This is a genomic window from Rhizobium sophoriradicis (assembly GCF_025200795.1).
In the GTDB taxonomy this organism is placed as follows: Bacteria; Pseudomonadota; Alphaproteobacteria; order Rhizobiales; family Rhizobiaceae; genus Rhizobium; species Rhizobium sophoriradicis.
Map to the genome: position 1 here is coordinate 75,451 of NZ_CP104155.1, position 21,125 is coordinate 96,575.

A 21,125-nucleotide genomic window follows, 5' to 3' on the forward strand; every position below is an offset into this window, starting at 1 on the left:
CCGTCAGGAAAGCGCAAGCACACGGGCTGCGATAGGCCGAGGTGTCCCTACCTTGCCCTGGGGCGGAGAAAGGAGCGGTTCGGCAGTGGTCAGATCACCACGGTCTGATTGTCGCGCGCGGCAAAGGCGCCGGGGAAGGCGGCCTCGGCCTGCGCTTCCATCTGCGCCAGCTGTTCGTCCGTGCGGGAGGGGGCGTGATGGAATAGCGCGAAGCGTTTGGCACCGGCCATCTTCGCAAGCTCGGTGCCATGCTGCCAGGTCGAATGGCCGAAACCCTTGAAACGCTGCATCTCGTCTTCATTGTAGGTGCAGTCGTAGACGACGAGATCGGCGCCCTGCATCATTTCCAGCGAGACGGGATCATAGCTGCCGGGATTGTGCTCGATGTCGTAGATCAGAGCGATCGAACGGCCCTGCCATTCGATGCGATAGCCGATGGCGCCGCCCGGATGGTTGAGCGTGAAGGTTTTGATCTCGATCCCCTCGTGCGGGGTCAGAACCTGACCGGCATGGAAGTCGCGGAAGTTCATCGTCGCCTGACAGATGTCGGTCTTGACGGGGAACCAGGGCGGGCTGATGAACTGCTCGACCATTTCCCGTGTGCTCATCTTGCCGTCGAGATGGCCCGACCAGATGTTGACGTTGATCGAGGGATAGTAGATCGCCTTGAAGAAGGGCAGGCCGATGATGTGGTCGTAATGGCAGTGGCTGAAAAACAGATCGACGTCGCTGACGCCGTCGGCAAGCAACGACAGTCCCGCCTCGCGCAGACCGGAACCTGCGTCGAAAAGCATCCGATGTTTTCCGCAGCGAATTTCGATGCAGGAAGTGTTACCGCCGTAGCGGTCGAACTCGGGGCCCGATACGGGAATACTGCCGCGGACGCCCCAAAATTTTATCTGAAACAGTTCTGTCGTCATCGTTTTTCAAACCGGCCTTCCCGCATCGCCATCGTACTCATAGTTCATCCCGATGCGAAGCAGCAGAATTCCACGGGTTTGCCTGCGCCCCCTTTCATTCTCCTAACCGCTAGCGGAAGAAGAAGTATATTCTCCTAAGCAATCGGCTTTCGCGTCGGAAAGCAACCCAGTATGGCTGGTTTTCGGTAAATGGGCTGCCGGGGCGGGGCGTTTTCCGCAAGTCATGCCTATTAGATGGTTGCGCGCGATCGAAAAAACAATTGCCGCCTCTTGTGCCCTTGTCTCTGACGTTGCGACAGGCTCAGGCGCTTCCCAGACGCTTGATATTGCCGGCCAATTCTCCCGCCAGCCGCAGGCTGGCAGCCGTTGCCATGGTCATTTGCGGCAGCAGCAGCCATTCCAGCGTCCAGGCCGCACCGGAGCGTTCCTGTTCATGGACAAGGGACTGGTGGATGCCGGACAGCGCTGTGGCGTTGAAGCGGGCAAGCGAGACCAGGACTTCGGCGGCGACGGGATTCTGCTTGTGGGCCATGGCCGAGGAGGTGCCGCCGCCTGCCATTTCGATCTCATCACCGGCTTGGGCGAGCAGGGCGATATCCTGGCCGATCTTGCCGAGGCTGCCCGAGATCGAGGCAAACAGGCCGGCGAGATCGGCGATCACAAGGCGCGTGCTCTGCCATTGGCCGATGTCGGTGAGGCCGAGCTCCTGGGCGAGCGAGGCGCGCACGGCTGCGGCCTGCGGCCCAAGCTTGTCGAGGGTGCCGGCGGCGCCGCCGAACTGAACGGGGAAATTCTGCTCGGTCAGGCGGTCCCGATAGGTCGTCAGCGGCGCGCGCCAGGCAGCGAGACGGTCGGCGGCGGTGATCGCGATCGCCGCCTGCATGCGGGTATGCCCCATCAGCCGGTTGCCGCCGAACAGGCGCTCGAGTGCATCGAGGCCTTTGACGATGGCGGAAAGCCGGCCTGCAAACAGGAAGGCGATCGCCTTCAGCCGGATCATCAGACTGGTGTCGATGACATCCTGGCTGGTGGCACCGAAATGCAGGCTCTTGCCCGCTTCCTCGCCGACCGCGGCGCGCAGCTGCTTGATGAAATCAGGGACGACAACGCCATCGCGCGCCGTTGCCGCGCGAAGACTGGCGAGATCGGGAGAAAAGCCCGCGCAGGCTTCGGCGATCTTTCTTGCCGCTTCGCCGGGCAGGACGCCGTGTGCGGCTTCGGCTTTGGCGAGCGCGGCCTCGAAGGAAAGCATGGCGCGGAGATCGGCTTCAGCGGAGAAGTAAGGCGCGATTTCATCGTCGCCGACGAGGCCGGAGAGGAAGGGATGGTCGAAGGGCGATGCGGTCATGGTCTGCTCTTTGTGGCTGCGGCCCCCTCATCCGGCTGCCGCCACCTTCTCCCCGAGGGGAGAAGGGATTTGGGGCACTGTTCCCCTCTCCCCTCGGGGAGAGGGCAGGGTGAGGGGGCTACTTGCGCAAGACTTCGTGAAAAAGCAATTCGCGAGCCCCTCAAATATCCAAAAACACCGTTTCGTAAGGACCCTGCAAACGGATGTCGAAATGACACGTCGCACCGTCGCGGGTGGCGACCATCGTCGCGACGCGTTCGCGATGTTCGATGCGCGACAGCAGCGGATCGGCGGCGTTGGCCTCTGTCTCCTCGGGGAAATACATGCGCGTCTGCAGGCCGATATTGATGCCGCGGGCGACGATCCAGACGGTGATGTGCGGGGCTTGTCTGCGGCCGTCCTTGAAGGGGACGCGGCCGGGCTTGATGGTCTCGAAGCTGTAGACGCCGTCCTCGGCGCGGGTCGGGCAGCGGCCCCAGCCAGTGAAATTCGGATCGGCGGCGCCGCGCATTTCCGAGGGGCTGTTGTAGAGGCCGGCGCTGTCGGCCTGCCAGATCTCGACGACGGCGTCGCGCACGAGGGCGCCGGCGCCGTCGAAGATGCGGCCGGTGACGGTGATGCGTTCGCCGAGCGTCTTGTCGTTGACCATCGCCACGCCGAGATCGCTGTCGTAAACGCCGGTTATGTCGCAGAAATTCGGCGTCAGGCCGATATGGACATAGGGACCGGCCGTCTGCGACGGGGTTTCCTTGAGATAGCCGAGCTGCTGCATCAATTGCCCTCCAGCTTGTTTTCGAACATCGTCGAGCGGCGGCCGCGCAGCACGATATCGAATTTATAAGCACGTGAATCCATCGGGATCGTGTTGCCCCAGTCGAGCGGCGCGATCAACTGCTCGATCGCCGCCTTGTCCGGGATGGTGCCGACGATCGGACATTTCCAGATCATCGGATCGCCCTCGAAATACATCTGGGTGATCAGCCGCTGGGCAAAACCGTGGCCGAAGATCGAGAAATGGATATGGGCGGGACGCCAGTCGTTGACGCCGTTCGGCCAGGGATAGGCGCCGGGCCGCACCGTGCGGAAATGATAGCGGCCTTCCTCATCGGTGATGGCGCGGCCGCAGCCGCCGAAATTCGGGTCGATCGCCGCCAGATAGCTTTCCTTCTTGTGGCGATAGCGCCCGCCGGCATTGGCCTGCCAGAACTCGACGAGGGCGCCGGCCACCGGCTTTGCGCGCTCGTCGAGCACGCGGCCGTGGACGATAATGCGTTCGCCGATGGCGCTTTCGCCGGGCCGCGCATAATTCAGGATCAGGTCGTTGTCGAGCTCGCCGATCATCGAATGGCCGAAGACCGGACCTGTCGTTTCGGAGATCGTGCCGTCGAGCGACAGCAGGGCGCGCTGCGGCGCCCGCAGCACCGACGTCTTGTAGCCGGGCGTCAGCGCCGGCGCATGCCAGGCGCGGTCGCGGGCGAAGAAGGCGCCGGTCTCCGGCTTGCGATTGACCAATTCGGACATGTTTCCCCCTCAGGCCGCCTGCTCGGCGTCCATTTGTGCAAAGGTCTGCTTGGCGATCTTGATCGCATGGTTGGCGGCGGGAACGCCGGCATAGATCGCCACATGCAGGAGCGCCTCGCAGATATCCTCGCGGGTCGCTCCGGTATTGGCCGTGGCGCGCACATGCATAGCGACCTCGTCATCCTGGCCGAGCGCCGCCAGCAGCGCGATAGTGACGATCGAGCGCTCGCGCTTGGTCAGGACAGGGCGTGACCAGACATGGCCCCAGGCCGCTTCGGTGATCAGCTCCTGAAAGGGGCGGTCGAACTCGGTTGCCGTTGCGGCGGCACGGTCGACATGGGCGTCGCCGAGCACGGCGCGGCGGGTCGCCATGCCCTGCCGGTAGCGTTCGGAGGGAGTCTCGTTCATGGGCTGCTTTCTCCAGGCGAAATCGATGTGAGGAAGGCGAGGATGATCGCCGTCAGCGCTTCCGGCTGTTCGACGCAGGGAATGTGGGCGCAGTCCGCGATGACCTCGTAACGGGAGGCCGGGATCAGCTTGGCGGTTGCAAGCACGAGATCGGGCGGCGTCGAGCCGTCCTGGTCGCCGACGATGCAGATGGTCGGAACCGTGATCCTCTTCGCCGCCTCGGTGAAATCGGCATCGCGGATCGCTTCGCAGGCGGCGATATAACCTTCGACCGGCTGGCGCGTCAGCATGTTGCAATAGCCTGCATAGGCTGTGTTCTCGGGCCGGCGGAAGGCGGGTGTGAACCAGCGCTCCATGACGGCGTCGACGATGCTGCCGATGCCGTTTTTCTCGACCGCGGCGATGCGGGCATTCCAGCTCTCTGCCGTGCCGATCTTATGGGCGGTGTCGCTGAGGATAAGGGCGCGCACGAGATCCGGCCGGCGCTGATAGAGCGACTGGGCAATCAGGCCGCCGACGGAGAGGCCGCAGATGACGGCATCCTTCACCGACAGCAGATCGAGCAGGCCGGCAAGATCGGTCGCATGGTCCTCGATCGATGCGGGGAGCTGGCCGACATCGGACAGGCCGTGGCCGCGCTTGTCGTAGAGCAGGATGGCGACGTCGCCGGCGAGCCGCACCACGTCGCGCCAGATGCGGAAATCCGTTCCGAGCGAATTGATGAAGACGATCACCGGCCGGTCGGCGGGCGCGCCGATGACCTGATAATGGATCGTCACGTCGTTTATGCGGGCGAATTGCACTTCAATCTCCTCAATTCAGCGGGGGGCGGGCCCCTCATCCGGCTGCCGCCACCTTGCCTGGGTCGATCCACGCGTCTCGATCCGTCTTTCAGACCCCCGCCAGCGGGAGAAGGACATATGCCGCGCCGTCTCCCTCAACCTCGACGCTCCGTTTGGCACGTCCCCTCGCCCCGCCTACGGGGAGAGGGTTAGGGTGAGGGGCGTCCATTGGCGTTTCCGTTATGCGGCATCCACCAAGCCGCGCCATGGATCCTCGGGTCAAGCCCGTGGATGACGGAGAGTGGGGCGGCGTCTCGCCCAACTCGCCAGCCCTACAAAGCACACCGCGTTTCGGATGCTTCACTAGGCTGGCTTTCACTTCTCCCCTCATCCGGCTCTACGCCGCGAAAAGCTCGATCCGTCCCCCCGCCCTCCGTCATGCTCGGCCTTGAGCCGAGCATCCACACGACACCCACCAGCATTTGCGCCATGGATCCTCGGGTCAAGCCCGAGGATGACGGAGATTGGGTTTGGCCGCCCCTAATCCTAGCGTGCCGGAATCGAGCCCCGCGCGTCTCGACCCGTCCCTCGGCCCCGGCAGTGGGGGCGCGAGGGGCTATGCCGCACCGTCTCCCTCAATCTCGGCGCCGCGAATGTCTTTATCGCCTACCCACCCTCCGTCATGCTCGGCCTTGAGCCGAGCATCCACGCGGCATCCACCAAGCAGCCGTGGAATGGATCCTCGGCTCAAGGCCGAGCATGACGGAGGGCGGCGTTGGCTTTTGCCAAACTCGCCCCGCCGCACGGCGCCCATCCAACAGTATATACTCCTACTGATAAAACTGACCGGTTGATCCGGTTAAGTAAAATGATATTTTCTAGCTTTTCGATAACCAGGGAGTTATGCGAACAATGATCGACAGCCGCATCAAGTTTCGCCATCTGCAGACCTTTGTCGAGGTGGCGCGGCAGAGGAGCGTGATGAAGGCGGCCGAATTGCTGCATGTCAGCCAGCCGGCGGTGACTAAGACGATCCGCGAACTGGAGCAGGTGCTGGGTGTCGACGTCTTCGAGCGCGACGGCCGCGGCATCAAGATCACCCGCTACGGCGAGGTCTTTCTGCGGCATGCCGGGGCGGCGCTGACGGCGCTGCGCCAGGGTCTCGATTCCGTCTCGCAGGAACAGTTCGCCGATGCGCCGCCGATCCGCATCGGCGCCCTGCCGACGGTCTCGTCGCGCATCATGCCCCGGGCGATGGAACTCTTCCTCAGGGAGAAGACCTGGAGCCGGGTGAAGATCGTCACCGGCGAGAACGCGGTGCTTTTGGAAGAGCTTCGCGTCGGTGACCTCGACGTGGTCGTCGGCCGCCTGGCCGGCGCCGAAAAGATGGCCGGCTTTTCCTTCGAACATCTTTATTCCGAACAGGTGGTGTTTGCCGTGCGGGCTGGTCATCCGCTGCTTGACGGCCGCCAATCGCTGTTCTCAGCCTTCGCGGACTATACGGTGCTGATGCCGACGCGCGGATCGATCATCCGCCCGGTTGTCGAAAACTTCCTCATCGCCAACGGCGTTTCCAGCCTCCCGGACCAGATTGAGACAGTGTCGGATTCCTTCGGCCGCGCCTTCCTGCGCTCGAGCGACGCGATCTGGATCATTTCCAACGGCGTGGTGGCCGGCGACGTCGCCGACGGGCGGCTGGCGCTTCTGCCGGTCGATACCGGCGAGACCAAGGGGCCGGTTGGGCTGACGATGCGTGCTGATGCCGTGCCGTCGGCGCCGCAGTCGATCCTGATGCAGACGATCCGTGAGGCGGCGCGGGAGCTTTCCTGACCTCACCTCTTCAAATTCGCTTGCTGAATGCCCAGATTTGGACTAAATCTAGTTCGGGACAGGAGAACGTGATGCAGCAGGCGCGACGCAGGGAGCAAGAGCCGGAACGGCTGGAAACGGAGCGGTTTGCGCCGGCAAACCGACGGAGGCTGAGCCCGCCGGCCTTGCGGACCTTTTTGGCGATCGCCGATCTCTGGGGCTTTAGCGAAGAGCAGCGCCTGCTGGTGCTCGGCTATCCCTCCCGCTCGACCTATCATAGCTGGGCCAAGCAGGCGCGCGAACACGGGGCTTTCACGCTTGATGTCGATACGCTGACCCGCATTTCCGCTGTGTTCGGCATTCATCAGGCGCTTGGTGTGCTGTTTTCCGACGAACGCGCCGGCGTCGCCTGGCTGCGCACGCCGCACCAGGCGCCGGTGTTCGGCGGCCATCCGCCGCTGGATATCGTCACCAACGGAACCCAGGACGGGCTGATGACCGTGCGCCGGTTCCTCGATGGCGCCCGCGGCGGCCTCTACATGCCGCCGAACCGGCTTGACGAGGCCTTCACGCCGTATGAAGACGCGGACATCGTCTTCCGGTGAGCGAGCGTTTTGCCGAGGCGCCGCGGCCGTCCTATCGGCTGATCCCGTCGCAATTTCCGCCGATCGGTCTCTTCGATACGGTGGCGAGGGCGGCAGATCTCGAAGCCGTGATGGAGCTCGTCGGCTGGACCAATGATCGGCTCGTGACCGACCGCATCCGGCGGCTTCCCGAGACCGAATGGGTCTACGGCACGCCCAATGCCAGCATCGTCATGGCGGCCTTCCTGCATGTCACGCCCGGCGGCATGCGCTTCAACGGCCCCGATCTCGGCGCCTGGTATGCCGCCGACAACCTCAAGACTGCCGCCGCCGAGGTCGGCCATCATCTCCGGCGCGAGGCTGTCGCGCGCGGGGTGACGACGATGGCGCGCACTTATCGAAGCTACACCTCCACCCTGGTCGGCGACTATCTCGACATTCGCGGTGAACAGACGCTGCGGCCCGATGTCTATGACGGCGCAAGCTATGCGGCCTCGCAGCTGCTTGGAGAACAGGTGCGTTCGAGCGGCGGCGCCGGCATTCTCTATGACAGTGTCCGGCTGAGGGGCGGCGTCAACATCGCCGCGCACCGGCCGCGCAACATTCGCGACGTGGTCCAGGCCGATCATTTCGAAATCACCGTATCGGCCACTGATCGGCGCATCGATGTCCGCAAGCTCGCAAGCCGGCGACGACAGCCGAAAGCCTAAGCAGGCAACCGTTCGGCCCATGCCTTGGCCGCCTTGGCCATCGTGGCAAGGTGATCGGCAGTTGAGAAGCCGGAGATCTTCTTGCGCGGCTTAAGGTCATGGTCGCCGTCCTCGAGCCAGAGGATCTCGATCCGGTCGGAGAGATCGTAGCCCGGCACCTCGTCGCGCGTGCCGAATTCGTCGCGCGTGCCCTGGCAGATCAGCGCAGGCGTCGCCAGCCGCTTGAGATGGCCGGTGCGCAGCTTGCCCGGCTGGCCGGGCGGATGGAAGGGATAACCGAGGCAGAGGAGGCCGGCGATCTTTCCCTTATCATGGAGATCGTCGGCGACCATGCTGGCGACCCGGCCGCCCATCGACTTGCCGCCGATGATGAGGGGGCCTCTTGCGCCGAGCGCGGCAATCGCCGCCTCATATTCGGGATTGAGCGTTTCGGCGCGCGGCGGCGGCTTGCGGATTCCGCTGCGGCGGGCAGCCATATAGGCGAATTCAAACCTGATAACGCGGAAACCGACATCGGCAAGCGCTTCCGCCGCCGCCGTCATCGACGCCGAATCCATCGGCGCGCCGGCGCCGTGCGCAAGCAGGATCGTGAAGCGCGCATCCTCGGGGCCTTGCAGCAGAAACCTGTCAAGCATCGGCAATCCTCCATCCGCCATCGGAACCATGTCGATGGCCGTGACTTCTTCCTGGAAAGGAGATGACAATGTCGACGAATGACGAAAACGTAAAGCCGGAGCAGCGCCGTCCCAAGGATGTCGCCGCTGTTCCCGAGAAACCCGAGCCCGCCGACTCAGAATCGGTGGCGCCGCCAGCTGTGCAGCCGGCGGGAGAAGGGGACAAAAGCGAACGGCCGGTGGTCAACCCCGTCACCGGTGTCGCCTTTTAGGGGATCGCAAAATTATCGTGCAGACCGGCCCTTGAAACGGCGACGCAAAGGGCGCATATAGCAGCCCTGCCTGAAAAATGGATGCCCGGGGTATCGACGTCGTCGAACCCTTTGCTGTCCGACAGGATAAGGGCGCTCCCCGCAAGGGTCGAGCGCCCTTTTTGATTTCGGACGTTCTCGAGGCCTCGCTTCGAAGCTGGGCGATCTTGAGGAACTCCCACCAAAATCTATATAGCACTTCGGAATCCCGAAATTGGCTGTGGGACTGAGATCATTACATATTTTTGCGCCGCGGCGGGGCAAAAAAGCCCGCGCATTTCGGAATCCCGAAGCGGGGGGATTTCGGGATTCCGAAGTGGGACTTTTTCTTTAGGCGCTTTCTGCGCCGTGCTGTCGATTTTCGCATCCGCCGTTCGTCATCTTAACGATGTGCTGCAGGTCAGCACGTTCTCAGGCAATTGTAGGAGATATGAACATGAATAATCAGAATCTCGTACCCGCCGCCGTGCTTGCGGCAAAGAACGGCGTCCGGTTCCCCAACGAGAGCGCGGAATATCGCATCGCCCGCGATACGCTGCTCGCCGAAGAGATCGAATTGCGCCGCCACATCGAGCGCGTGGCGAGACAGCGCCGGGCGTTGCCGCCGGGCGGCGAGGTGAAGAAAGACTACCGCTTCGAAGGCAGCAATGGGCCGATAAGCTTCAGCGAGCTCTTCGCCGACAAGGACACGCTCGTCGTCTACAGTTACATGTACGGGCGTGAACGCGAGCGCCCGTGTCCGATGTGCACCTCGCTGCTGTCGGCCTGGGATGGTGAAGTGCCCGATATGCAGCAACGCGTGGCGCTTGCCGTCGTCGCCCGCTCGCCGATCGAAAGGCTGCTCGCTTTCAAGAAGGAGCGCGGTTGGCATCACCTGCCGCTCTATTCGGATATGACCGATGAATACAGCCGTGATTATCACGCGATCGGCAGGGATGGCAGCGATGGTGCCGCCTTCAACGTCTTCACGCGGCGCGACGGCACCCTCCGTCATTTCTGGAGCGAGGAGATGGGCGAGGTGACGGCCGATCCCAGCGAGGATCCGCGGGGCGCGCCCGATCTGATGCCGCTCTGGACCGTGCTCGATGCGACGCCAGAAGGCCGGGCGCCGGACTGGTATCCGAAGCTGTCCTATTGAGGCTGCAGGCCTTCAGCCGGTGGAGCGGTTTCTCGACGCCTCGGCCCATTCGAGGTTGGTGATCGACGCCTCCGGCAGCGGCGGCGGATCGATGTCGTAGACATAGCCCGCGAGCATATCGGCGGCGCGTTCCGCTGCCTTGATCTTCGCCTCGGTTTCCGCGACCGCCTTGCCGATCGCTTCGATGCGGGCGCGGAACATATGAGCGAGCACATCGCGGCCGGACTGTTTTTCGAGCCGCTCCAGATGCAGTCCGATGCGTGAGGCATGGCGTTCCAGCTCGCTCTTGCTGAAGCGCGCTTTCCGCAGCTCCTCCGAAAGGCTGTCCTGCATGACGGCGACGGGATCGAAGCTTCCCGGCGTGCGCTCATCGAGCACCGCATCGGTGACGAGCTTCTCGATCATGACAAGCGCCTGCAATTCGGCGGCGTCGGCGAATTCGACGTCGTAGCCGGTATCGTCGTAAACCTTGCGGCGGACCGGATCGAGGAGCAGCGCATAGGCCTTCTGCAGATTGTCGAAGGCTTGCGAATCGCCGCCCGAATCCGGGTGGGCGACCTTCGCAAGCTTGCGATAGGCTGCCTTCAGTTGCGCATCGTCCGCATCGCGTTCAACGCCGAGAATATCGTATGGATCCGTCACGCCTGCTCCCCTGCTGCCCCGGTCTCGCGGGCAGTCTAGGTCTTCTTCTGCATCAGAAAGGCGAAGTTTAGACCGAAAGCACGAATGACGTCCATGGCCCGACACGGAAATAGGCGATGCGAACGCCTGCATGATTCCGCGATTATCCAATATTTTCAAACGATTGCGTCAGGATCAGGGTGTAGCGATCGAGACGAGATAACATTTGGCATCGCCGTCGATTTCAAGCGAGCTTTCCGCTTGATTCTCGATCAGCAGCGCATCGCCGGTGGCAAGCGCGCCGGTCTCGTCGCCGTGGCGGAACGACAGGGTGCCGCGGTGGCAGAGCAACAGGCATGTCGGCGACATTAGCGGCACGGTCTTGCCGCCGGCGATTTCGATGCGGACCAGCCCATGGTCAATGCCGTCGCGGCGGGTCATGACATTGAGATCGGTGATTGCGCCGTCCTGGAGTTTTGCCGTGACCGGGATATCCGCCGGGAAGGCCAGCGGATCGCTCGCCACCGTCAGCAGCGCCGGCGCCATGCCTTCAATGTCCAGCACCATGCCGTTGCCGTCGAGGATCGCCAGCGTGCGGTCGATGCCGGGAAAGATCGAGAACGGCCCGTCGGCTGCGACGGTCGCCATGCTGACGCGCCAGTCGAAGCCGGCAAGACTGGCCTCTTCGGGCGAAACGGCGATCTCCACCGTTTCGCCGCCGCCGTTTTTCCACGGCATGCGCTTATGATCGGCCGCGCGCAGGATCCTCACGAGACTCAGTTCCCGAGAATGCCGGGCAGGCGCAGGCCCTTGTCCCTGGCGCAGTCGAGGGCGATGTCGTAGCCGGCATCGGCGTGACGCATGACGCCGGTCGCCGGATCGTTCCAGAGCACCCGCTCAAGGCGCTTGGCCGCATCATCGGTGCCATCGGCGCAGATGACGACGCCGGAGTGCTGGGAGAAGCCCATGCCGACGCCGCCGCCATGATGCAGCGATACCCAGGTGGCGCCCGAGGCGGTGTTGAGCAGGGCGTTCAACAGCGGCCAGTCGGAGACGGCGTCCGAGCCGTCCTTCATCGCTTCGGTTTCGCGGTTCGGCGAGGCCACGGAGCCCGAGTCGAGATGATCGCGGCCGATGACGATCGGGGCGGAGAGCTCGCCATTCCCAACCATTTCATTGAAGGCCAGAGCCAGGCGGTGGCGGTCGCCGAGGCCGACCCAGCAAATGCGCGCCGGCAGACCCTGGAAGGCGATGCGTTCTCTCGCCATGTCGAGCCAGTTGTGCAGGTGCTTGTTGTCGGGCAGCAGCTCCTTCACCTTGGCGTCGGTCTTGTAGATATCCTCGGGATTGCCCGACAAGGCAGCCCAGCGGAAGGGGCCAATGCCGCGGCAGAACAGCGGTCTTATATAGGCCGGCACGAAGCCGGGGAAGGCGAAGGCGTTTTCGAGGCCTTCTTCCTTGGCGACCTGGCGGATGTTGTTGCCGTAGTCGAGCGTCGGAATGCCGGCATCCCAGAAGGCGATCATCGCTTCGACATGCTCGCGCATCGATGCGCGCGCCGCCTTTTCGACAGCCTTTGGATCGCTCTCGCGCTTTGCCTTCCACTCGGCCATCGTCCAGCCCTTCGGCAGGTAGCCGTTGATCGGGTCGTGCGCCGAGGTCTGGTCGGTGACGATGTCGGGGCGGATGCCGCGGCGGACCATTTCGGGCAGGATTTCGGCGGCATTGCCGAGCAGGCCGACGGATTTGGCTTCACCTGATTTGGTCCAGCGGTCGATAATCTCGAGCGCTTCGTCGAGCGTCTCGGCCTTGGCGTCGAGATAGCGGGTGCGCAGGCGGAAATCGATCGAATCGGGATTACATTCGACGGCAAGGCAGCAAGCGCCGGCCATGACGGCGGCCAGTGGCTGGGCGCCGCCCATGCCGCCGAGGCCGCCGGTCAGGATCCATCTGCCCTTCAGATTGCCGCCGTAATGCTGGCGGCCGGCCTCGACGAAGGTCTCGTAGGTGCCCTGCACGATGCCCTGGGTGCCGATATAGATCCACGAGCCGGCCGTCATCTGGCCGTACATGGCAAGGCCCTTCTTATCCAGCTCGTTGAAATGATCCCAAGTCGCCCAGTGTGGCACGAGGTTGGAGTTGGCGATCAGCACGCGCGGCGCATCCTTGTGGGTGCGGAACACGCCGACCGGCTTGCCGGATTGGACGAGCAGGGTCTCTTCTTCCGTCAGCGTCTTCAGCGTCGCGACGATGCGGTCGAAATCTTCCCAGGTGCGGGCGGCGCGGCCGATGCCGCCGTAAACGACGAGTTCGTTCGGATTTTCGGCGACGTCGGGATCGAGATTGTTCATCAGCATGCGCAGCGGCGCTTCGGTCATCCAGCTCTTGGCATTGAGCTCGTTGCCGCGGGGTGCGCGGATTTCGCGGATATTATGGCGTGGATTGCTCATGGCGGTTCCCCTGTCGTTATCGTTTCAGGCCCGGCGCGATCTGCTCGATGCGCACCAGAATGTCTTTGAGATGGACGCGAAGCCTGTCCGACTTGGCGGTGTCGTAAGCGTAGGGCGGTGCCTCGGTCTCAAGATGGGTCGATTGCGCGAGCTCCATCTGGATCGCATGCACGCCGGTTTCCGGCCGGCCATAATGGCGGGTCGTCCAGCCGCCCTTGAAGCGGCCGTTGAGCACGCTGTCGTAACATTGCGCGGCTTCGACGACGGTGAGCGTCGCCTGCTCGATCGACCCGTCGCAGGTCCGGCCTATATCGGTGCCGATATTGAAATCCGGCAGCTTGCCTTCGAAGAGGAAGGGAATGTGCGAGCGGATCGAGTGGCAGTCGTAGAGGATGGCGACGCCATGGATTGCTCTGACTCGCTCGATCTCTGCGACAAGGGCGGCATGATAGGGCGCATGAAAATCCCTGAGCCGGGCGTCAACATCGGCTGCATCGGGCGCCTGCCCATCCTTCCAGATCGGCTTGCCGTCGAAGTCCGTTTCCGGAACGAGGCCGGTGGTGTTCTGGCCGGGATAGAGGCTGACGCCCTGGGGATCGCGATTGGCGTCGATCACATAGCGGTGGAAGGTGGCCCGTACGGTCGTCGCGTCGGGCAGCAGCCCGTCATAGAGCTCGTGGATGTGCCAGTCGGTATCGGCAAGGATCCGGCCGTTGTCGTTGAGGCGATCGTAAATCGCCGGCGGCACGTCGGTGCCGGTGTGGGGGAAGGCGAGGACGATGGGGGAGGTGCCTTGGTGGATTTCGAAGACGGGGGTGCTCATGGCAAAAACCCCTCCCCAACCCCTCCCCACAAGGGGGAGGGGCTAAGGCTAGCCTTACGCTCCGCGTTCAAGAACGACCGCTGCGAGGGCCGCAGGTTAAGCCCCTCCCCCTTGTGGGGAGGGGTTGGGGAGGGGTTTTTTTCGTTCACTATCATTTCAGCCCTCCAAAACCGGCAGAATGCCGGATGAAACCGAGGCGTTCAGCGCCCCCGTCGCCACCAACTCAGCCGCGGCGGCGAGATCGCCCGCCATGTAGCGGTCGTTATCGAGGCTCGGCACCTGGCTGCGGATCGCCGCGATCGCCTTCGAAAGCTCCGGGCTCGTTGCGAGCGGCGCGCGCAATTCGACGCCTTGCGCGGCGGTCAGCGCCTCGATGCCGATGATGCCGAACAGGTTTTCGGTCATCTGCAGAAGGCGGCGGGCGCCGTGGCAGGCCATCGAGACGTGGTCTTCCTGATTGGCCGAGGTCGGGGTCGAATCGACCGAGGCGGGGTGCGACATCTGTTTGTTCTCAGACATCAGCGCCGCCGAGGTGACCTCGGCAATCATCAGGCCGGAATTCAGGCCCGGCTTCTTGGCGAGGAAGGCCGGCAGGCCGTAGGAGAGCACCGGGTCGACCAGCAGCGCGATGCGGCGCTGCGAGATCGCGCCGATCTCGCAGACGGCAAGCGCGATCTGATCGGCGGCGAAGGCGACGGGTTCGGCATGGAAATTGCCGCCTGAAACGACCGAATTGTCCGACAGCACCAGCGGGTTGTCGGTCACCGCATTGGCCTCGATTTCCAGCGTGCGGGCAACCGAACGCAAGAGGTCGAGGCAGGCGCCGTCGACCTGCGGCTGGCAGCGGATGCAATAGGGATCCTGAACGCGCTCGTCGCCCTCGATATGGCTCTGGCGGATGACGGAGTTTTCGAGCAGGCCGCGGAGCGCGGCTGCGGTATCGATCTGGCCCTTATGGCCGCGCAGCGTATGGATATCGGCATGGAAGGGCGCCGAAGAGCCCATGGCCGCGTCGGTCGACATGGCGCCGGTGATCAACGCCGATTGCGCGGCGCGATGGGCGCGGAAGAGGCCGGCGAGCGCCAGCGCCGTCGAGGTCTGTGTGCCGTTGATCAGCGCCAGGCCTTCCTTTGCGGCGAGCACGATAGGTTTCAGCCCGGCCCTTTCAAGCGCTATGGCGCCGGGCAGGCGTTCGCCGGCGAAGAAGGCTTCGGCCTCGCCCATCATCACCGCCGCCATATGGGCAAGCGGCGCAAGATCGCCGGAGGCGCCGACCGAGCCCTTCTCCGGGATCAGCGGGATAACACCCTTATCCAGCATGGCTTCGATCAGCCGCACCAGTTCCAGCCGCACGCCCGAGGCGCCGCGGCCGAGCGAAACCAGCTTCAGCGCCATGATCAGCCGGACGATATTTTCCGGCAGCGGCGCACCGATACCGCAGCAATGCGACAGGATGAGATTGCGCTGCAGCGTGGCGACATCGGCGCTGTCGATCTTGATCGAGGCGAGTTTGCCGAAGCCGGTATTGATGCCGTAAACCGGCGCATTGCCGGCGGCGATCTCGGCAATGCGGCCGGCGGCCTTGGCGATGCCGGCATCGAAGGCGGGATCGAGCCTTGCCGGCGCGCCGGTCCAATAGATGATTTCCAGATCCTTGAGCGAGACGGAGCCCGGGTGGAGGGTGATGGTCATCGACCGTTCCTTTCGCCTTTGAAGATGCGCGCGTAAAGCGGATTGAAGCCGATGCGGTAGACGAGCTCGGCGAGGCTTTCGATATTCCAGACGGCGAGATCGGCGGATTTGCCGGCTTCGAGCGTTCCGGTCTCGCCGATGAGGCCGAGCGCGCGGGCGCCTTCGCGGGTGGCGCCGGCGATGCATTCCTCGACGGTCAGGCCGAAAAGCGTCGCCGACATGTTCATCGTCAGCAGCATCGAGGTCAGCGGCGAAGTGCCGGGATTGCAGTCGGTGGCGATGGCGATCGGCACACCGGCCCGGCGCAGCGCCTCCACCGGCGGTTTCTGTTTTTCATGGATGGCGTAGAAGGCACCGGGCAGCAGCACGGCGACGGTGCCGGCAGCGGCCATTGCGGCAACGCCGTCCTCGTCGAGATATTCCAGATGATCACAGGAAAGCGCGCCATAGGCGGCTGCCAGCCTGGCGCCGCCGAGATTGGAGAGCTGCTCGGCATGCAGCTTGACCGGCAGGCCGAGCGCCTTGGCCTTGTCGAAGACGCGGGCGATCTCGGCTGTCGAAAACGCGATGCCTTCGCAGAAGCCGTCGACGGCATCGGCAAGGCCGAGATTATACATGTCGTCGAGACCGGGCAGCACGACATCGTCGAGATAGTCGCCGTTGCGGCCCTTATAGTCGACAGGCGTCGCATGGGCGCCCAGATAGCTGGTGGCGACGCGGACCGGCCTGACATGGCCGAGCAGGCGGGCGCTCTGCAGCATCTTCACTTCGCCGCTGCGGTTGAGGCCATAGCCGGATTTGATCTCGATCGTGGTCACGCCTTCGGCCAGCAGCGTATCGAGCCGCGGCAGCGCCGTGGCGACGAGTTCTTCGACCGACAGCGCATTGGTCGCCTGAACCGAGGAGACGATGCCGCCGCCGGCGCGCGCAATCTCCTCATAGGTCGCGCCTTCCAGGCGCTTCTCGAACTCGCGGGCGCGATTGCCGCCGTGAACGATATGGGTGTGGCAGTCGACGAGGCCGGGCGTTACCCAGCGGCCTTCGAGATCGGCGATGTCGGAGCGTTCGATGGCTGATGCCGGCAGTTCGCTTTCGGCGCCGGCAAAGGCGATGCGGCCATTTTCGGTGAGCACGGCACCCTTTTCGACGATGCCGAGCCCCGGACTATCAGGCGCGAGCGTCGCCAGCCGGGCGTTGCGCCACAGCACCGGCCTAGTATCGGCGGATGGGGTTCCTTCAGAAAAATTGTTCCCGGTCATCAGCTTTGCGCCTTTCCTTATGTCGAAACATGTATATACATAATAACCAGGTGACAAGAGAAATTTTGCGCGCTCTTCTGGAAAAGAAAGATCGGCGGCGCGGCAGAAGGGGAAAAAGGCCATGACCATACTTCACGCAGGCACGGCGCTGACGCCGCAAGGCTGGCAGAAGGACGTGCGGCTGACGCTTGAAGCCGGGCGCATCGCCCGGGTCGAGGCCGGCGTTGCCTTTGCCCCCGGCGATGAGCGCCATGCTCTGATCGTTCCGGCCATGGGCAACCTGCACAGCCATGCCTTCCAGCGGGCGATGGCCGGTCTTGCGGAAGTGCGCGGCCCGGCCAACGACAGCTTCTGGAGCTGGCGTACGGTCATGTATAAGTTCGCTTTGGCGATGACACCGGAGCATGTCGAGGCGGTCGCGGCCAAGCTTTATGCCGAAATGCTGGAGGCAGGCTTTTCCCGCGTCGGCGAGTTCCACTATCTCCATCACGACAGGGATGGCGCAGCTTATGCCAATATCGCCGAGCTTGCAGAACGTATCGGCGCGGCATGCCAGGAGACCGGCATCGGCCTGACCCTGTTGCCGGTCTTCTACGCCCATTCCGGTTTCGGTGGCGCTCAGCCGATCGACGGCCAGCGGCGCTTCATCAATTCGCTCGAAAGCTTCGAAAGGCTGATGGAGGGATGCCGGGCGGCGACCGGCCGGCTCGATGGCGCCGAACTCGGGCTTGCGCCGCACAGCCTGCGCGCCGCAACGCCCGAGGAATTAGCGACGCTCGTGCCGATGGCGGGCGACGGCCCGATCCATATCCATGTCGCCGAGCAGGTGAAGGAGGTCGAGGACTGCGTCGCCTGGTCGGGAGCGCGGCCCGTGCAATGGCTGCTCGACCACATGCCGGTCGATCAGCGCTGGTGCCTGATCCATGCGACTCATATGACCGAGGACGAGACGCGGCGGATGGCGAAAAGCGGCGCGATCGCCGGCCTCTGCCCGATCACCGAAGCCAATCTCGGCGACGGCGCCTTTGCCGCGCCGCTTTTCCTCGAAGAGGGCGGGCGGTACGGCATTGGTTCGGATTCCAACGTGCGCATCTCGCTGCCGGAGGAACTGCGCCAGCTCGAATATTCGCAGCGTCTGGCGCTGCGCGCCCGCAACGTCATTGCCGCACCCGGCGGTTCGACGGCGCTTGCGCTGTTCAGCCAGGCGCTCGCCGGCGGCGGCGCGGCGCTCAAAGCCCCGGCCGGTCTCGCCGAGGGCCATCACGCCGATCTCGTTTCGCTCGATACGTCGGCGGTTCCCTATCTCTCCAATGACCAGATTCTCGATCACTGGCTGTTTGCCGGCGGGGTTTCCGTCGATTGCGTCTGGGCGCGCGGCCGCAAGCAGGTGGAAGGCGGCCGCCATCGCAAGCGCGAGGCCATCGACCGGCGGTTTCTCGCCGCGATGGGCGAATTGCTGGCCGGCTGAAAAAGCGCTTTTCATGAGCGGGGCATTCGGACTAGATCGGAAAACCAATCGGAACGTGGCGATGAATCAAAGCAGGGACCCCACCTTGCATCAGCGCATCCTGAGCGACATCGAGGGCCGTATCGTCTCGGGCGAATGGCCGCCGGGTCATCGCATTCCCTTCGAGGTCGATCTCGCCACCCAGTATGACGTCTCGCGGATGACGGTGAACAAGGTGCTGACCCAGCTCGCCAAGGCTGGCCTCATCGAGCGCCGCAAGAAATCCGGCAGCTTCGTCACCCAGCCGCAGGCGCAATCGGCCATTCTCGAAATCCACGACATCAAGGCCGAGGTGCAGTCTCTGAACCTGCCCTATTCCTATGCGGTTGCGAAGAAGGCGAGCCGCAAGGCCAAGGCGGAAGACAGCCGCCGGCTGGAACTGCCGGTGGCTTCCTCCGTCGTCGAGATCGTCTGCATCCACAATGCCGGCGCACGTCCCTTCTGCCTGGAAGAGCGGCTGATCAGTCTTGCAACCGTGCCGGAGGCCGCCGACGCCGATTTCCTGGCGGTGGCGCCGGGGCCGTGGCTGCTCAATCAGGTGCCGTGGAGCGCCGCCGAACACAGGATCCACGCCGTCCCCGCCAATGCCGAGGTGGCCGCCGCCCTCGACATCGCCCGCAACGCCGCCTGCCTGGTGGTGGAGCGCCGCACCTGGAGCGGCGCCGGCCCGGTGACCCATGTGCGCTTCACCTATCCCGGCGATCGTCACGCGCTGGTGGCGCGGTTCACGCCGGCGTCACAATAAGCAAGGTTCCATATACAAGATAGCGGGTGTTTTAGTCTTCGAACATCTTGCCGCTGCGCGCTTCGAGCCGGTAGCGATAGCCGGGATAGACGAGGCGGGCGGTCGAAACCACCTGTCTTGCCGACCATGTGCGCCGGCGGATCGTCAGGCAGGGCTCGCTCTTCAGAATGGTCAGGAGCTTGCATTCCCAGGCCTGCGGCATCGCCGCCTCGACGACGTGCTCGGAGCCGCTGAGCGGGGCGGCGGCCGTCAGATAGGCGTTCGGCGTCAGCGTCGTGAAATCCTGCTCGAGATATTCGGGAGCGGCCTCCGGATGGACGAACCGGTCCTCGATCTGCACCGGAACGCCGTTTTCGCTGTGGACGATCAGCGAGTGGAAAACGGCGGCGCCGATTGCCAGCTCCAAGGCGTCGGCAACCTCGGGAGAGGCGGTTTCCCGGGCGAGAATGACGACGGCAGCCTCATGGACATGGCCGCGTTCGGCGATTTCCTCGGCGATGTTGCGCACCTCGAACAGCGCCGAATAACCCTTGCGCTCGGCGACGAAGGAGCCGACGCCCTGGATGCGCACGAGTTCACCTTCATTGGCGAGTTCGCGCAGCGCCCGGTTGGCGGTCATCTTGCTGACGCCGAGCTCGACAACCAGCTCGTTTTCCGACGGCACGCGGTATTTCGGCGGCCATTCGCCGCTGTGGATGCGATCGAGGATCACCTGCTTGACGCCGGCATAGAGCGGCGTGCTGTCATTTCCCGCCAGGTCGCGCTTCATTTCGCCGGACCGCTTCATTGCCTATTCCTTATGCACGGATTCAATTTGCCACATAATCGACTTTCCTCTTGCATATCACAAATTTTTTCATATGGTACCATATACAACCTCCCAATTGGTCCTGGCAGATAAAATAGGACGGAAAGGGCAAGCCGGCGAAGATCGGCATGGCGCCGCAAGGTCTGTTTCAACTCCAGAGGAGAATTCATCAATGAAATTCAGCGCAATCCTGTTTTGCGGCGTCGCCGCTTTTTCCGCCTTTGCCGCCCCCGCCTTTGCCAAGGACTGGGCGAAGGCGACCATCACGCTTGAAGGCGCCTATGCGCCGTGGAATCTCACCAATGCCGACGGCACGCTCGGCGGCTTCGAGCCGGAGCTTGCCAAGGTGCTGTGCGAACGCGCCAAGATCGAATGCACGTTGGTCGCCTCCGATTGGGACGGCATGATCCCGGCGCTCAATGCCGGCAAGTTCGACGTCATCATGGATGCGCTGTCGATCACTGAAGAGCGCAAGCAGATCATCGATTTCACCATCCCCTATGCCGCGACGCCCGCTGCCTTCGCCACCGCCAAGGACAGCCCGCTGGCCAATGCCGCCGGCACCGGCGCCACGATCAAGATGACGCCCGGCCAGACCGGCGTGAAGGAGATCGACGCGCTGAAGGAACTCTTCAAGGGCAAGACGATCGGCATCCAGGCGGCGACCGTCTATGCCAAGTTCGTCTATGACAATTTCGGCGATATTGCCGAGATACGCGAATACAAGACCGGCGCCGACCGTGACCTCGACCTGCAGAATGGCCGCATCGACCTCGGCTTCGATGACGCCGTCTATTTCGCCAATGCCTTCCAGGCCGCCAACGGCGCGCTTGCCTTCACCGGTCCGGAAATCGCCGGTCCGATCTGGGGTGAGGGTGAAGGCCTCGGACTGCGCAAGGCCGATACGGACCTGCGTGATAAGCTCAACGTGGCGATCAAGTCGGCGCTTGCCGACGGCACGGTCAAGAACCTCTCGATGAAGTGGTTCAAGATGGACGTCAGCCCCCAGCAGTAAGCGTTTCGGCCCTTCGGCCGCAGACACGGGTCTCCGGCTTTATCGCCGGGGACTGCGTGT

Annotated in this window: 22 protein-coding genes; 8 read left to right on the forward strand and 14 right to left on the reverse strand. The window is 63.7% G+C overall.

Annotated features, from left to right (window positions below; all coding sequences use genetic code 11):
* Window positions 1–89: 89 nt before the first annotated feature.
* The 6 genes from N2597_RS28830 to pcaD all read right to left on the reverse strand — a co-directional run bounded on the left by N2597_RS28830 (window position 90) and on the right by pcaD (window position 5,000).
* Window positions 90–920, reverse strand: coding sequence for an MBL fold metallo-hydrolase (locus N2597_RS28830; protein WP_009992881.1), 831 nt, complete (start codon window positions 918–920; stop codon window positions 90–92).
* A gap of 301 nt (window positions 921–1,221) precedes the next feature.
* Complete coding sequence (locus N2597_RS28835; protein ID WP_077989501.1) at window positions 1,222–2,268, reverse strand: 3-carboxy-cis,cis-muconate cycloisomerase; 1,047 nt, start codon at window positions 2,266–2,268, stop codon at window positions 1,222–1,224.
* Window positions 2,269–2,428: 160 nt separating this feature from the next.
* Window positions 2,429–3,040: a protocatechuate 3,4-dioxygenase subunit alpha gene (gene pcaG, locus N2597_RS28840; protein WP_077989500.1), complete on the reverse strand. Its 612-nt coding sequence runs from the start codon at window positions 3,038–3,040 to the stop codon at window positions 2,429–2,431.
* Window positions 3,040–3,789, reverse strand: coding sequence for a protocatechuate 3,4-dioxygenase subunit beta (pcaH, locus tag N2597_RS28845; RefSeq protein ID WP_009987880.1), 750 nt, complete (start codon window positions 3,787–3,789; stop codon window positions 3,040–3,042). Before pcaH ends, pcaG begins: the two co-directional genes overlap by 1 nt.
* A 9-nt stretch (window positions 3,790–3,798) precedes the next feature.
* Window positions 3,799–4,197, reverse strand: coding sequence for a 4-carboxymuconolactone decarboxylase (gene pcaC / locus N2597_RS28850; protein ID WP_010060636.1), 399 nt, complete (start codon window positions 4,195–4,197; stop codon window positions 3,799–3,801).
* A complete protein-coding gene (gene pcaD, locus N2597_RS28855; protein ID WP_077989499.1) occupies window positions 4,194–5,000 on the reverse strand; it encodes a 3-oxoadipate enol-lactonase in 807 nt (268 codons plus the stop codon). The genes pcaC and pcaD overlap by 4 nt, the downstream gene beginning before the upstream one ends.
* 891 nt (window positions 5,001–5,891) lie before the next feature.
* Between pcaD and pcaQ the strand changes: the two genes are divergently transcribed.
* The 3 genes from pcaQ to N2597_RS28870 all read left to right on the forward strand — a co-directional run bounded on the left by pcaQ (window position 5,892) and on the right by N2597_RS28870 (window position 8,082).
* Entirely contained in the window at window positions 5,892–6,809 is a 918-nt protein-coding gene (gene pcaQ, locus N2597_RS28860) for a pca operon transcription factor PcaQ (RefSeq protein WP_086156548.1), read from the forward strand.
* 71 nt (window positions 6,810–6,880) lie between these two features.
* Entirely contained in the window at window positions 6,881–7,393 is a 513-nt protein-coding gene (locus N2597_RS28865; RefSeq protein WP_183598805.1) for an MbcA/ParS/Xre antitoxin family protein, read from the forward strand.
* Window positions 7,390–8,082 carry an RES family NAD+ phosphorylase gene (locus tag N2597_RS28870; protein WP_077989497.1) on the forward strand — a complete coding sequence of 231 codons (693 nt, stop codon included), beginning with the start codon at window positions 7,390–7,392 and terminating at the stop codon, window positions 8,080–8,082. The genes N2597_RS28865 and N2597_RS28870 overlap by 4 nt, the downstream gene beginning before the upstream one ends.
* Here N2597_RS28870 and N2597_RS28875 read toward each other — a convergent pair.
* Entirely contained in the window at window positions 8,079–8,717 is a 639-nt protein-coding gene (locus N2597_RS28875) for an alpha/beta hydrolase family protein (protein ID WP_077989496.1), read from the reverse strand. The two genes, N2597_RS28870 and N2597_RS28875, sit on opposite strands and share 4 nt — an antisense overlap.
* A gap of 68 nt (window positions 8,718–8,785) precedes the next feature.
* Between N2597_RS28875 and N2597_RS28880 the strand changes: the two genes are divergently transcribed.
* Both N2597_RS28880 and N2597_RS28885 read left to right on the forward strand, forming a co-directional pair.
* Entirely contained in the window at window positions 8,786–8,968 is a 183-nt protein-coding gene (locus N2597_RS28880) for a hypothetical protein (RefSeq protein WP_010039227.1), read from the forward strand.
* A gap of 475 nt (window positions 8,969–9,443) precedes the next feature.
* A complete protein-coding gene (locus tag N2597_RS28885; protein ID WP_077989495.1) occupies window positions 9,444–10,145 on the forward strand; it encodes a DUF899 family protein in 702 nt (233 codons plus the stop codon).
* A 12-nt stretch (window positions 10,146–10,157) separates the two neighbouring features.
* Here N2597_RS28885 and N2597_RS28890 read toward each other — a convergent pair whose 3' ends face one another.
* The 6 genes from N2597_RS28890 to hutI form a co-directional block, all read right to left on the reverse strand.
* Complete coding sequence (locus N2597_RS28890; RefSeq protein WP_077989494.1) at window positions 10,158–10,787, reverse strand: J domain-containing protein; 630 nt, start codon at window positions 10,785–10,787, stop codon at window positions 10,158–10,160.
* A 174-nt stretch (window positions 10,788–10,961) separates the two neighbouring features.
* On the reverse strand, window positions 10,962–11,537 hold the full coding sequence (locus tag N2597_RS28895) for a HutD/Ves family protein (RefSeq protein WP_183598807.1): 576 nt from the start codon (window positions 11,535–11,537) through the stop codon (window positions 10,962–10,964).
* A 5-nt stretch (window positions 11,538–11,542) separates the two neighbouring features.
* Window positions 11,543–13,216 (reverse strand): urocanate hydratase, encoded by a 1,674-nt coding sequence (hutU, locus tag N2597_RS28900; RefSeq protein WP_096762884.1) that lies wholly within the window; start codon window positions 13,214–13,216, stop codon window positions 11,543–11,545.
* Between the two features lie 16 nt (window positions 13,217–13,232).
* A complete protein-coding gene (gene hutG, locus N2597_RS28905; RefSeq protein WP_183598810.1) occupies window positions 13,233–14,039 on the reverse strand; it encodes an N-formylglutamate deformylase in 807 nt (268 codons plus the stop codon).
* A 156-nt stretch (window positions 14,040–14,195) separates the two neighbouring features.
* Window positions 14,196–15,731: a histidine ammonia-lyase gene (gene hutH, locus N2597_RS28910; RefSeq protein ID WP_183598812.1), complete on the reverse strand. Its 1,536-nt coding sequence runs from the start codon at window positions 15,729–15,731 to the stop codon at window positions 14,196–14,198.
* Window positions 15,728–16,990 carry an imidazolonepropionase gene (hutI, locus tag N2597_RS28915; RefSeq protein WP_183598814.1) on the reverse strand — a complete coding sequence of 421 codons (1,263 nt, stop codon included), beginning with the start codon at window positions 16,988–16,990 and terminating at the stop codon, window positions 15,728–15,730. The genes hutH and hutI overlap by 4 nt, the downstream gene beginning before the upstream one ends.
* A 121-nt stretch (window positions 16,991–17,111) precedes the next feature.
* Here hutI and N2597_RS28920 point away from each other — a divergent pair, with 121 nt between their 5' ends.
* Entirely contained in the window at window positions 17,112–18,458 is a 1,347-nt protein-coding gene (locus tag N2597_RS28920; protein ID WP_183598816.1) for a formimidoylglutamate deiminase, read from the forward strand.
* A 61-nt stretch (window positions 18,459–18,519) separates the two neighbouring features.
* Window positions 18,520–19,242: a histidine utilization transcriptional repressor HutC gene (gene hutC, locus N2597_RS28925; protein WP_077989487.1), complete on the forward strand. Its 723-nt coding sequence runs from the start codon at window positions 18,520–18,522 to the stop codon at window positions 19,240–19,242.
* 31 nt (window positions 19,243–19,273) lie between these two features.
* Here hutC (N2597_RS28925) and hutC (N2597_RS28930) read toward each other — a convergent pair whose 3' ends face one another.
* Window positions 19,274–20,029, reverse strand: coding sequence for a histidine utilization transcriptional repressor HutC (gene hutC / locus N2597_RS28930; RefSeq protein ID WP_183598818.1), 756 nt, complete (start codon window positions 20,027–20,029; stop codon window positions 19,274–19,276).
* 193 nt (window positions 20,030–20,222) lie between these two features.
* Here hutC (N2597_RS28930) and N2597_RS28935 point away from each other — a divergent pair, with 193 nt between their 5' ends.
* Complete coding sequence (locus N2597_RS28935; protein ID WP_096762889.1) at window positions 20,223–21,065, forward strand: transporter substrate-binding domain-containing protein; 843 nt, start codon at window positions 20,223–20,225, stop codon at window positions 21,063–21,065.
* Window positions 21,066–21,125: the final 60 nt, after the last annotated feature.